Origin of the sequence: Marinoscillum luteum (assembly GCF_044005705.1) — a bacterium.
Taxonomy (GTDB): Bacteria; Bacteroidota; Bacteroidia; order Cytophagales; family Cyclobacteriaceae; genus Marinoscillum; species Marinoscillum luteum.
Map to the genome: position 1 here is coordinate 164,014 of NZ_JBIPKE010000013.1, position 12,442 is coordinate 176,455.

The following is a 12,442-nucleotide window of genomic DNA, read 5'->3' on the forward strand; positions in this document are numbered from 1 at the left end:
AAAATTATAAGAACACTTAGACTTATACCTTGTGAAAAAATCTTTTTTTGTCATATTGATCGTGCTGCTTGGAAGCTGTTCGAAGAAACAAACGGAAATTCCGGCAGATGTGTTGAGTCATGATCAAATGGTCAGGGTATTGATAGAGGTGCACCTGCTGGAAGCCAAAGTAAAGAAGCTCTACATCAAAGGAGATAGCAGCCAGAAAGTTTACAATCATTTCGAAAAGATGCTTTTTGAAGAGCAGGAAATTACTCGTGAGCAATACAGAAGAAGCATGGAGTTTTATGTAGAGGAAATAGAGAACTACAAGGCGATCTATGATGAGGTGGTGGATAGCCTGTTGGCTCGCCAAAAAGCAAAGGACATTCGATAATGCTGATTTATCCAAAAGACATACAGGAGAAGCTGGGGATTGACCAGCTCATGGAGCTTATCCGCCAGCGGTGTAAGTCCGACTTTGCCGTGGAATTTCTGGAAAAGGCCCGGCCATCTTCCAGAATAGAAGAAATCACAAAGTGGCTGGACCAAACTGATGAAATGCTGCGTGTGATCTCCTCAGGTGATAATTTGCCTTCCAGAGATTTTCAGGATCTACGGGTATTTCTAAAGAAGATCAAAGTGAAAGGCACCTTTCTGCAGGCAGAGGATTTTGCGCAGCTGAAATCGCTGCTAGCCCTGCTTTATGATTGGACTCAGTACCTCAAAAAGCATCAGGAGGTATATCCAGAGTTATGCAGTCTGACCTATGGATTCATCGCAGATCAGAACCTGATCAAGGCCATAGAACTCATTGTGGATGAGAAGGGAGTAGTTCGTGATAACGCCAGTCCCGAGCTGGCCTCTATCCGTGCTTTGCTCATTCAGAAAGAGCGTGCTGTTCGTACAGCCATCAATAAAGTACTCAGAAAGGCCATTCAAGACAAACTCACTGATGAGGATAGTTCGGTGACCATCAGAGAAGGTCGTCTGGTGATTCCGGTAAAGGCAGAGCACAAGCGGCGGATTCAGGGATTTATCCATGATGAATCTGCCACCGGGCAAACGGTCTATATGGAACCTACGGAGGCCCTGCAGTTGAACAATGAAGTGCGGGAGTTGCAGTACCAGGAGAAACGTGAAATTGCCCGGATTTTAACGAGGCTTACTGACCTTGTGCGGGAGTCTGTAGAAGACTTGGACAAGGGCGCATTTTTTATTGGCTTATTGGATTTCATTCATGCCAAGGCTGTATTCTCCAAAACCATAGATGCGGTAAAGCCAGGAGTGACTAAAAACCCCATGGTCAAATGGTATGGAGCCAGGCACCCTTTACTCTGGCTGTCGCATACAGCCTCGGGCAAGCCCACCATTCCATTGTCGTTGGAACTCAGCAGGCAGGAAAACCGAATTTTGGTTATTTCCGGACCCAACGCAGGCGGTAAATCTGTAGCGCTCAAAACCGTGGGGTTACTGCAATATATGTTTCAGTGTGGCTTCCTGGTGCCCGCCAGTGAAGCATCCACGTTTGGGGTTTTCCGAAGCATCTTTTTGGACATTGGGGACACCCAGTCATTGGAGAACGACCTGAGTACCTACAGCTCACACCTTACAGCCATGCGTTATTTTGATGAGATGGCCGATCGAAACAGTCTTTTTCTCATCGATGAGTTTGGTACGGGGACTGAGCCGCAGTTTGGTGGAGCCATTGCAGAGTCCATTTTGGGTCAATTGAATGCCAGAAAAGCTTTTGGAGTGGTCACTACCCACTATCAAAACCTTAAGAAATTTGCCGAAAATCATCCCGGTGTGGTGAATGGTGCCATGAAGTATGATGTGGGGGCGCTCGAACCTTTGTTCGAACTGGAAGCGGGTAAGCCGGGAAGTTCTTTTGCTTTCGAAATCGCAAAGAAAATAGGATTGCCGACTCAGATCATTGAGAATGCCAAGGGATTTGTAGGTACCAGTCAGGTGGATTACGAGCTTTTGCTCAATAGTCTCGAGTCTGAACGGAATAAATTCCAGAAGCTCACTAAAAAGCTGGAAAAAGAAGAAAAGGAGGTAATCAGCATCAAAACCGACTATGAGGCCCTGAAGGAAATGCTTCAGGATGAGCAGAAGCGACTAATCAAAGAAGCAAAAGCCCGAGCGAACCAAATAGTAGAGGAGGCCAATCAGCGGATTGAAAACACCATACGTGGGATCAGGGAAAGTAGCGCGGATAAAGAAAAGACCCGCCGGTTGCGTTCAGATTTGGAGCACTATAAGAAGACTCAGGAGGAGAGCATTAAGAAAGAGGAGAAGCGAAAAAAGGCGGAAGAAATAAAGGTGGGCCAGCATGTGACCATAGAGGGGCAGGATACTTCAGGTGAAGTGATGAATGTGAAAGGTAAGCAGGCTCAGGTGCGCTTTGGGAATATCATTTCCTTCATAGAATTAAGCAGGCTCCGCAAGGCTAGTGCTCAGGCCGCCAGGCAGGAGTCGAGAGCGCGCAAAATCGGAGGCATTAATATGATCGAGAAGATGTCTCAGTTCAATGGAGAAATAGATGTGCGGGGAGTGCGGGCTGATGAGGCATTACAAAAAGTGGATGAATACATCGATCAGGCGCTGCTTCTGGGTACTGATCAGGTGCGGATCATTCATGGTAAGGGCCACGGTATCCTGAGGGATGTGATCAGAAATTATCTAAAGAGCCACCAGAGCATAGAAAAGGCAGTGGATGAGCACATCGAGTTTGGAGGAAGTGGCATTACTCTGGTGACTTTTCGCTGATGAGAGAAATTACCAGATCACAACTGGCTCTGAGAAACGGGCAGGACAAAGACGATATCTGGATTGCCTACCAGGGCCGGGTGTATGACGTGACGATCTCACGAATGTGGCGGGACGGCAAACATTACGAGCATTGGGCCGGGCAGGATCTTACCGATGAGCTGCCCGATGCTCCCCATACCGAAAAAGTCTTTGAGAGGTTCTCGCAAATTGGCATCTTAGTACCATGATATTGATAGCAGATGCAGGGGGCACTAAAACAGATTGGAGGCTGCTGGATGATAAGCAAATTTCCCAGTTCACTTCCAGAGGCTTCAACCTGAAGACTCAGGAATTTGATACCTACCTGAGGGAATTGCCGATGGAGCTTGCAGGCTTGAAGGGTATTTCCAGGATTTACTTTTATACTGCCGGGCTGGTGACGGAGCAGGATGCTCAAAGGATAAATGCTCGGCTGGAGTCTTTTTATCCGGGCGCAAAGAGCCATTCCTTCTCAGATACACTTGGTGCCGCTCGCTCACTTTTTGCGGCTCAGGCCGGGTATGTTTGTCTGCTCGGTACCGGGGCAGGTGCGGCATTGTACGATGGTCAGGAAATTGCTGAGAGAGTGCCTTCGCTAGGGTATATTTTGGGAGATGAAGGAAGTGGTGCCGATCTGGGGAGATCCCTTTTACAGACTTACCTCCGGCAGGGATTGCCGGCTGATTTGCAAGACACATTCAAAGCGCAATTCTCAGAACTGAATGAAGCTGCCGTGCTGGAAGTTGTGTACAAACAGCCGGGGGCCAATGCCTTTTTGGCTCAGTTTGTTCCATTCATCGTGGAGCATCAAAACCACCCTTTTGTTTACCAATTAGTATCAGGTGGTTTTCATCGGTACTTTCAGGCTTTTTTTCCCGATAAGGAAAAGTACCAGGGCGCGCCGTTCAGATTTATAGGTTCAGTAGCGCATCTTCTGAGTAACATTCTTCGTCGCGTTGCCTCGGGCTACGGATATCGCATCGACCTCATAGCACAAAGCCCCATAGCAGGACTCACCTTATATCATCAAGAACATGGATAAATTACCAGATACCGAGAAGGCCTCAAAATATGAGCGAATAGAAGAAATGTCCACTTTGGATGTTCTCTCAAATATAAATCGTGAAGATGCCACTGTGGCTGATGCCGTGGCGCTCGCCATCCCTCAAATCCAGCGTCTCGTGGACGCAATAGTGAGCCGGATGCAGACAGGAGGCCGATTATTTTACATAGGCTCTGGTACCAGCGGTCGGCTGGGGGTGGTTGATGCATCTGAGTGCCCGCCCACCTTTGGGGTACCGCACGATCTCGTGGTGGGTATCATTGCTGGGGGTGATGGAGCCATACGAAAGGCAGTGGAGTTTGCCGAGGATGATCAAAAACAGGCTTGGGAAGATTTGAAGGCTTATTTTCCTGATGAAAAAGATACAGTGATAGGCTTGGCGGCTTCCGGTACTACCCCATACGTAATAGGGGGAGTGAGTGAGGCGAGGGCCCATGGATTGCTTACTGGCTGTATTGCCTGCAGTGCCGGATCGCCATTAGGAAAGGTGGTAGAGTTTCCTATAGAGGCCGTGGTAGGGCCGGAGTTCATCACAGGCAGTACACGGATGAAATCAGGAACCGCTCAGAAAATGATTCTTAATATGATCTCCACTTCTGTAATGATAAAGCTGGGGCGGGTGAAGGGTAATAAAATGGTGGATATGCAGCTGAGTAATCAGAAGTTAGTAGCGCGCGGGGTAAGGATGCTGATGAATGAACTGAAAATAGATCAGCGAGAAGCTGAAAGTGAGCTAAAACGTTTCGGATCGGTCAGGGCAGTTTTGAAGAACCGTGAGAATTTATAATGTTCGTATGTTAACTTAATGTTAACTTAATGTTACGTATTATATTTTGATTTTAAGGACTTTCGGAGAATACTTTTTTACGATAAATGTAATATCAGAATCTCTTCACTGTCATATTAAGAAATTTTTAAGTCCATTTATATCTAAGGTGACATGGTGTTAACTTGGAGCGTCAAATCGACTAGAAAAATTAACCAAAACCTGAACTCTACTGGTTGGGCGAAAGCCTATTTTTGCCGGGAGTTTAAAAACAAAAAGTAAACGCAATGAGGAAAACTTTACGCAATTATGCACTTGTCGCTTCGATGCTTCTGGCATCGGTGGCATCTTTCGGGCAGAGCAGAATTACAGGAACTGTAGTTGATGCCGAGAACGGAGAGGGGCTACCAGGAGCGAGCGTTGTTCTAAAAGGAACAACCAATGGAACCATTACTGATTTCAATGGAGATTTCAGCTTAACAGTTGAAAAGAGCACGGCTACTATCATGATCTCATTTGTTGGATTTCAGACTGTAGAGAGAACAATCAACCTTAGCGAGACACAAAGCCTGGGCAAAATAGAGTTAGCACCAGGTGCTAATGAGTTGAGCCCATTGGAAGTAATTGCTTCTGTGGCGGTGGATCGTAAGACACCAGTGGCTGTTTCTACTATCAAGCGAGCTGTGATAGAGGAGAATGCCTCAAATCAGGAATTTCCTGAGCTGCTAAAGAGTACGCCCGGAGTTTATGCCACCAAGCAAGGTGGTGGTTACGGTGACTCTAGAATCAACGTGCGTGGTTTCAATGATGAGAATGTAGCTGTGTTGATCAACGGTGTACCCGTGAATGACATGGAGAACGGAAACATCTACTGGTCTAACTGGGCTGGTTTGACAGACGTGACTACTACCATGCAGGTGCAAAGAGGCCTCGGTGCTTCTAAAGTAGCTGTGCCTTCTATTGGTGGTACAATCAATATTATTACTAAAACAACTGACCTTGAAAAAGGGGGTAATGTATATCAGGGCTTTGGTAACAACGGATATCTGAAGACTTCCTTTTCTTTGAATACTGGCCTTACTGAAAACAACTGGGCCATCTCTGTATCCGGTGCTAAGATCACCGGTGATGGATGGGCAGACGGTACTCAGTTTGTGGGATATAACTATTTCATGAACATCTCTAAAGTACTGAATGACAAGCACACACTTTCTTTTACAGGATTTGGTGCACCACAGGTTCACGGTCAGAGACAAAATATGCATTCAATTGCCAAGTTCAGAGAAGCCCCACAGGGATTGAGATACAATGCCGACTGGGGTGTATTGAATGGTGATGTGGTAAATGTGGAGGATAACTTCTATCACAAGCCACAATTTTCGCTGAACCACTACTGGACCATCAGCAACAAATCTGAATTGTCTACTGCAGTATATTACTCTACCGGTACTGGTGGAGGTGGCGGATACGCTACTGAAGAAGATGCTGTTACAGGGTTTGAACCTACTTTTAATAACTACAGGACAGGTGGTACCTATAGCCCATATGATTTGGACGCTATTGTGGATCTGAATCAGACATCATCTGACGGCAGAGCACTGGGTTACCTGAGAGCTTCCCGAAATGACCACAGATGGTATGGTGTACTCTCTACTTATACTCAGGAAATTAATGATAACATTGACATTCTTGCAGGTTTGGATGGAAGGTTCTACAAAGGTATTCACTTCTCTGAGGTGTATGACCTCCTTGGAGCGGAGTATGTTTATGATGATAACAACATGAACAACCCCAATGCAGCATTGAATGTGGGAGACAAAAGAGACTACTACAACGATGGTTTAGTAGGATGGGCAGGAGCCTTTTTGCAGGGAGAGTACTCAAGTGGTCCATTGGCTGCATTTTTGACGCTTTCAGCTTCTAATACTTCTTATCAGAGAATTGATTACTTCCAGTATGCTCCAGAAGATCAGGCTACACCATGGCAGAACTTCTTTGGCTATCAGGTAAAAGGTGGTGCTAACTACAACCTGAACAGAAACCACAATGTATTCGCCAATGTGGGATACTTTGAGAAAGCACCGGATTTTGATGCGGTATTCCAAAACTTCAGAAATGACATCAACTCAGAGGCTGAAAACCAGAAGATCCTTAGCTACGAGCTGGGATATGGATACAGAAGCCCTAAGTTTTCTGGTAATGTAAACTTGTACAGAACAGGATGGAACGACCGTACGTTCACCAAGAGTTTTCAGGGTGAGGATGACAAGCTTTACTACGCGAACATTTTGGGTGTAAACGCATTGCATCAGGGTGTTGAGATAGATTTTACTTACACTCCTGTGAAAGCACTGAAAGTGATAGGTATGCTTTCATTGGGTGATTGGACATGGTCTGATGACGTAAACAGTGTGAACGTTTTTGATGAGCAGCAGAATATCATCGAAACCATCGACCAGTTGTATATCGCTGATATCAAGGTGGGTGGTTCGGCGCAAACCACCGGTGCATTGGGTATAGATTATAACATCATACCTGCTTTCAAGGTGGGTGTACTTTACACATACTTCTCTAAGTTCTATGCAGACTACGATCCTACGAACAGAACCAGTTCTGAGATAGCCGGCATACAGGCATGGGAAGTACCCACTTACGGTTTGCTGGATGTAAAAGCCAGATACGATTTCAAAATTGGAGATCTGGATGCCAATTTGTTTGTGAATGCCAACAACTTGTTTGATGTGGAATACATTTCAGATGCGCAGGATACCAATTCTACAGCAGCTGGAGCTAGCGTATTCTACGGTGTAGGTAGAACATGGACCACAGGCCTGAAGATCAATTTTTAATTAACGACTCTGAAAAATATTTAAGATGATATTCAAAAATATAAAATTCATTTACGCCTTATTGCTAGTAGGGGTATTTGCATGCGATCCTATGCAGGACGTATACGATGACCTGGATAAGGGGAGTACAGGTGGGGTGACCTCAGATGTGGCTTTCACCATGACAGAAGATGATTTCGAATTGGCATTGCCAATAGCTGAAAACGGTAGTGATTCATCAAGTATGAATAGTTTTTACAACTTTACTGATGAGCAGGCTCGAAAGTATATTCCTTATATTTTGAGTGAGAAATTTCCACAGTTGGCGAAAGGTTCTTCTGCCAATGTGACTTATGCTCAGTATCAGGGAAGTTCGTCTACAGCGAATACCTACAGCAGAGCCAGTGTGTATACTTTGGATGCTGAAGATTACGAAAGTGCAGGAGAGTCAGTAGGGATGGCAGGCTTTTTCTCGCCTTCATACCCGGCATCTGCTTATGTTCCCGCCATTTTGCTGGCTGAAGTTCAGGATCCTACAGAGGATCAGGTATATGGTGTCTCTTACAAATATTCAGTGACAGACCCGGAGTTTGACTATGAGAACGCCGGTGATCAGACTGTATACGTTGAAGGATTTACTGAAGATATTTCTGCTTACACCGTGAAGGAAGTTTCAGGAGATTTGGCCGTATGGACTTACGTGATCTATAGTGATGGTAGTGCTCAGGGCTCAGGATATTCTGGTGGAGCTCAGGAGAATGAAGAGTGGTTAGTTTCTCCGGAAATTGATCTGTCTGGTTTGACTGAAGCAAAACTGCACATGAGTCATGTGACTAGATTTTTGGATGGTAATGCCGTTTCAGATTTCTTAAATGTGAAAATCTCAACTGATTACACAGGTGACATTGCTACAGCCACATGGGAGACTGTTTCATTCCCTGATTGGGTAGATGGTGGTAGCAGTAACACTGCAGTGGAAGTAGAGGCGATGATTGATGCATACGCTGGATCAAAAGTGACTTTGGCATTTGCATATAAGTCTTCTTCGACCATTGCTCCGAGATGGCAGCTGGCTGAGATCAAAGTGACTACTCCAGGATCTGTTGGAGTTATCGCTGAGGATCCTACCAATATGACAGATTACTACTCGTATTCTGGTGGAGCCTGGTCAAAAGACAACGGGGCTTACTACCTAACTGCGGCAGATTATGATGCCATGGGTGCTCCTGGTCAGTATGACAACTTCAGCAGCTCTGTGCCTGCTGATCCATACATCATCACTTACCTGAAGACGAACTATCCTTTTGCTCAGGAGGAAGATGAGTTGGTAGTGGTATACAAATATTACTCTAGTTCAGCTGGTGCTACACAGACAAGAAGCAACCTCTACACAGTAGTAGGAGGAAGCTGGACAGCATACTCTGCTGTAATAGATGCCACTTTGTTGTTTGCTTTTGATGGTACTGCCTGGGTTCCTGACAATACCATAAAGATTACTTTTGGTGCACCGGATTATACCTGGATATCTGAAAACTTCAAGGACAAAAACCCTGGAGGATCAAGCAATATGGGGACTTACGGAAACTTTAGCTGCTTTGAATGGTCAGACGATCAAATCTTTGATGCCATTACTTCACGACTTGATGTGATCTACAGTAGCATCGAAGAGGGACAGAAGTATCAGGTGACTTACTCTATCTACTGTGGAGCTTCTTCAGAGCCTTCACTTGCAGTCATTTACCAAGGTGGTGCCTGGGAAAAACTTTAAGAATTAGAATTTATACTCATTAAAAAGGGAAGTTATACTTCCCTTTTTTTTCTTTAATCCAATGATGAAAAAATATACCTTCCTTCTTCCTTTCGCTCTTTTGAGTTTTCTTGCCTTTGGCCAGGCCCCTAGTGGCTACTATGACGGCACTGATGGACTTACCGGTGAGGCCCTGAAGAAACAACTTCACCGAATATCAAGTGGTCATAAAGTATGGGCCTATAGTGATTTTCGTGATACTATTTTGCCAGATCTGGACGAAGACCCTGATAATCCGGATAACATCATCCTCTTCTATAAAAATGCTTCCATTCCCAAGGCAAATTTCGCTTCCAATAACGAGCCTGATTATTGGAACAGAGAGCACACCTGGCCCAAATCTCATGGGTTTCCAGACCTCTCAGACACTGCATATACGGATGTTCACAACCTAAGGCCCTCAGATGCTACTGTAAACACTTCCAAGAGCAATAAAGACTTTAATGATGTGGAAAACATCGCTGCAAATGCCGAAGGTGAGGCGCCAGATACCTATACCAATGCAGATTTTTGGGATCCCAGAGATGAGATCAAAGGCGATGTAGCCCGCATACTGTTTTACATGGACATGCGCTATGAAAGTGAAGCGCTCGATTTGGAATTAGTGGATCACAAGAGTTTTTCCGGTGATCCCGAATTGGGCGTATTGTTCACCTTGCTAAGGTGGCATGCACAGGACCCGGTAGACGCTGCTGAGATTGCCAGACATGAGAAAGCCTATGGATACCAAAACAACAGAAATCCGTTTGTAGACCATCCGGAATGGGTGGGTGAAATCTGGGGAACAGCTTCAGAGCCATTTGTTTCACTTGATCAGTCCAATTTTAGCCAAAATTTTGGGACTGTTCCTTTTGGTCAATCCCTTATACAGCAATATACGGTTAATGCATATAATCTTGAGGGGGACTTGACAGTGACGGTTGAGGCTCCATTCTACGTTTCTTCAGACAATTCAACCTTTTCAGGTTCAAGCACCTTTGCGCATGCTGATGGTGTGGTATCCGAAAACTTCACGGTCTACCTCAAGTTTGAGCCCCAGCAGGCTGATGGGGGTACCTATGAGGGTATGGTTACTCATGCATCTTCCGGCCTGACTTCTGTGGAATTGAATGTACAGGGCAAGGAGGGAGAAGTCACCGTTACCACTATTGCTAAGGCACGTCAGCAAGAACTTGGGAGCATGGCCTATGTAACAGGGGTGGTGATAGACGCAGGCAATAACAGTGGAAACAGCCGTGTGATATTTGATGGGACAGCAGGTATTGTAGTGCGGAGCTTCGATGCTGGTAATGAATCTGCTAACCTTGTGCAGGGGGATAGTATTGTGGTAAGCGGTGGTTTATCTGACTATGCAGGAGTGCTTCAGATAGAACAATCTCCCATTACCATCACCTTGGTGGCTCAGGGGGCTAAATTGCCGGAAGCCCAAGAGGTGACTATTGCAGAAGTAGGCGAGCCGTATGAATCCGAGCTGGTAGTGATCAGAGATGCGGCTTTTAAAGATGCGGGCGGCACTTTTGCCGGAGGTGGTTCTGCCGGTAATTTTGAAATTAAGGACGCCACAGGGACTATGGTTTTCAGAATAGGCTCGTCTGAGCACCCATTGGTGGGTACTCGCATCCCCAATGGTTTATTTGATATCACAGGCTTCGTTGGAGAATTTTCGGGAGATTATCAGATTTCTGTTAGGGATTTGGAAGACATGGTGTTGGTAGACGAAGAGGAGGAGGAACGGCCTCCAGTGATCAGCATTGCAGAGGCGCGTACTATGGTCGAAGGAAGTGTCGTCACTGTGAAAGGCATTGTGATTGGTGGTGAAAATAACAATAGAGATAATCGGGTGGTCTTTGATGGCACGGCAGGACTAGTGGTCCGCAGCCTTGACCTGGGTAATGCTTCTTCTGTCCTGGTCATGGGGGATAGTGTGATGGTCACTGGTGGGATTTTTGACTATAATGGCCTTTTTGAAATAGAAGAGTCTCCTGTATACATTGATATACTCAATAGTGGGAATGCCCTTCCTGAGCCGCAAGAGATTACATTATCAGCAGTAGGTGAGGAATATGAATCTGAGTTGATCAGCCTCAGGAATGTTTCCTTTGTGGAAACGGGTGAGTTCGCCGTGGGGAATTACACTCTGACAGGAGATGATGCTGAGGTTGTTTTTAGAGTTGGTACCATCGATCATCCTCTGGTGGGGACGAGTATTCCCCAGGTCTCTGTGGATCTCATCGGTTATGTAGGGCAGTCGAATGCAGATTATCAGGTATTTGCCAGGATGGCCGAAGACCTCACCTTTTTGGAAGAAGTGTTGGGAGTGAAAGACGCCCGACCTTCACTGAACCTTGTCTACCCCAATCCTGTTTCGGGTTTGCTGCATTTGCATTTACCTGAGGGAATCGATTACCCGGTGAACTTGTCGCTTTTTGATTTGCAGGGCAAGAAAGTAAAAACAGCCCAGGTGACGGAAGGAACCCTCAGTGTTGAGGAGTTGCGATCCGGCATGTATCTACTCACTCTTGATAAAGAGGGGCGTATATTTTATAATCGAATAATCATAGAATGATTTGCATCAGATAGAACCATATCATAATTGGCAGCAGTACTACGATGCCAGTGAGGATCCTCAATCCCCTTTTTATGGAAAAGAGTACAACTACGACTTGTATTCTGAGAATATCTATGGGTATTTCATAGATCCGGCCTGGGATTTTTTTGGTTCCGAAACACTTTACATGAAGGTACTTTTTGCCAATTATGAAGAAGGTTTTATTATCATCGAATTGATTGGAGAATGGAATGATGCCATTAACAATGATATCATGCACCTCAAGCGAAATGTGGTAGAGCATGTGATGGGCACTGGTATCAACAAGTTCATCCTAATAGGCGAGAATATTCTGAATTTTCATGGCAGTGACGACAGCTACTATGAGGAATGGTTTGAGGAGGTAGAGGATGGCTGGATCGTAGCCATCAATTTTCGTGACTTTGTGGAGGAGGAAATGGCTCGGTTTGAGATTGATTCTTACATCAATTTTGGCGGGCATCTTCAGGTAGTCAATTGGCGCACGATGACACCCGCTGTTTTTTTTGCGGGAGTCAGTCAGCTGATGCAGAGGCGTTTGCAGATGGGTGATCTGTAACCATTAGACAGGAGATTTTACCGTTTGCTATTCAGTTCTTGTCTTTCCAGATTTAAA

At 45.5% G+C, this 12,442-nt stretch carries 9 protein-coding genes; all 9 read left to right on the top strand.

Annotated elements, in window-relative coordinates; genetic code table 11:
- The first annotated feature begins 31 nt into the window (after positions 1-31).
- The 9 genes from ACHKAR_RS05575 (at position 32) to ACHKAR_RS05615 (ending at position 12,385) form a co-directional block, all read left to right on the top strand.
- The gene (locus tag ACHKAR_RS05575) at positions 32-376 is read left to right on the top strand and encodes a DUF4296 domain-containing protein (protein ID WP_159580734.1); all 345 of its coding nucleotides are present in this window, start codon (positions 32-34) and stop codon (positions 374-376) included.
- Positions 376-2,754, top strand: a complete 2,379-nt coding sequence (locus tag ACHKAR_RS05580) for an endonuclease MutS2 (protein WP_395416521.1) — start codon at positions 376-378, stop codon at positions 2,752-2,754. The genes ACHKAR_RS05575 and ACHKAR_RS05580 overlap by 1 nt, the downstream gene beginning before the upstream one ends.
- The gene (locus ACHKAR_RS05585) at positions 2,754-2,984 is read left to right on the top strand and encodes a cytochrome b5 domain-containing protein (RefSeq protein ID WP_159580730.1); all 231 of its coding nucleotides are present in this window, start codon (positions 2,754-2,756) and stop codon (positions 2,982-2,984) included. Before ACHKAR_RS05580 ends, ACHKAR_RS05585 begins: the two co-directional genes overlap by 1 nt.
- The gene (locus tag ACHKAR_RS05590; RefSeq protein WP_395416522.1) at positions 2,981-3,817 is read left to right on the top strand and encodes an N-acetylglucosamine kinase; all 837 of its coding nucleotides are present in this window, start codon (positions 2,981-2,983) and stop codon (positions 3,815-3,817) included. The genes ACHKAR_RS05585 and ACHKAR_RS05590 overlap by 4 nt, the downstream gene beginning before the upstream one ends.
- Positions 3,810-4,625, top strand: coding sequence for an N-acetylmuramic acid 6-phosphate etherase (murQ, locus tag ACHKAR_RS05595; protein WP_395416523.1), 816 nt, complete (start codon positions 3,810-3,812; stop codon positions 4,623-4,625). Before ACHKAR_RS05590 ends, murQ begins: the two co-directional genes overlap by 8 nt.
- Positions 4,626-4,891: 266 nt before the next feature.
- Positions 4,892-7,453, top strand: coding sequence for a TonB-dependent receptor (locus ACHKAR_RS05600; RefSeq protein WP_395416524.1), 2,562 nt, complete (start codon positions 4,892-4,894; stop codon positions 7,451-7,453).
- 25 nt (positions 7,454-7,478) lie between these two features.
- Positions 7,479-9,200, top strand: a complete 1,722-nt coding sequence (locus tag ACHKAR_RS05605; RefSeq protein WP_395416525.1) for a choice-of-anchor J domain-containing protein — start codon at positions 7,479-7,481, stop codon at positions 9,198-9,200.
- Between the two features lie 61 nt (positions 9,201-9,261).
- Positions 9,262-11,805: an endonuclease gene (locus ACHKAR_RS05610; RefSeq protein ID WP_395416526.1), complete on the top strand. Its 2,544-nt coding sequence runs from the start codon at positions 9,262-9,264 to the stop codon at positions 11,803-11,805.
- 1 nt (position 11,806) lies between these two features.
- The gene (locus ACHKAR_RS05615; protein ID WP_395416527.1) at positions 11,807-12,385 is read left to right on the top strand and encodes a hypothetical protein; all 579 of its coding nucleotides are present in this window, start codon (positions 11,807-11,809) and stop codon (positions 12,383-12,385) included.
- Positions 12,386-12,442 lie beyond the last annotated feature (57 nt).

Coding starts and splice junctions, on each gene's coding strand:
- ACHKAR_RS05580 (WP_395416521.1), top strand. CDS start 376: ATGCTGATTTATCCAAAAGACATACAGGAGAAGCTGGGGATTGACCAG.
- ACHKAR_RS05585 (WP_159580730.1), top strand. CDS start 2,754: ATGAGAGAAATTACCAGATCACAACTGGCTCTGAGAAACGGGCAGGAC.
- ACHKAR_RS05590 (WP_395416522.1), top strand. CDS start 2,981: ATGATATTGATAGCAGATGCAGGGGGCACTAAAACAGATTGGAGGCTG.
- murQ (WP_395416523.1), top strand. CDS start 3,810: ATGGATAAATTACCAGATACCGAGAAGGCCTCAAAATATGAGCGAATA.
- ACHKAR_RS05600 (WP_395416524.1), top strand. CDS start 4,892: ATGAGGAAAACTTTACGCAATTATGCACTTGTCGCTTCGATGCTTCTG.
- ACHKAR_RS05605 (WP_395416525.1), top strand. CDS start 7,479: ATGATATTCAAAAATATAAAATTCATTTACGCCTTATTGCTAGTAGGG.
- ACHKAR_RS05610 (WP_395416526.1), top strand. CDS start 9,262: ATGATGAAAAAATATACCTTCCTTCTTCCTTTCGCTCTTTTGAGTTTT.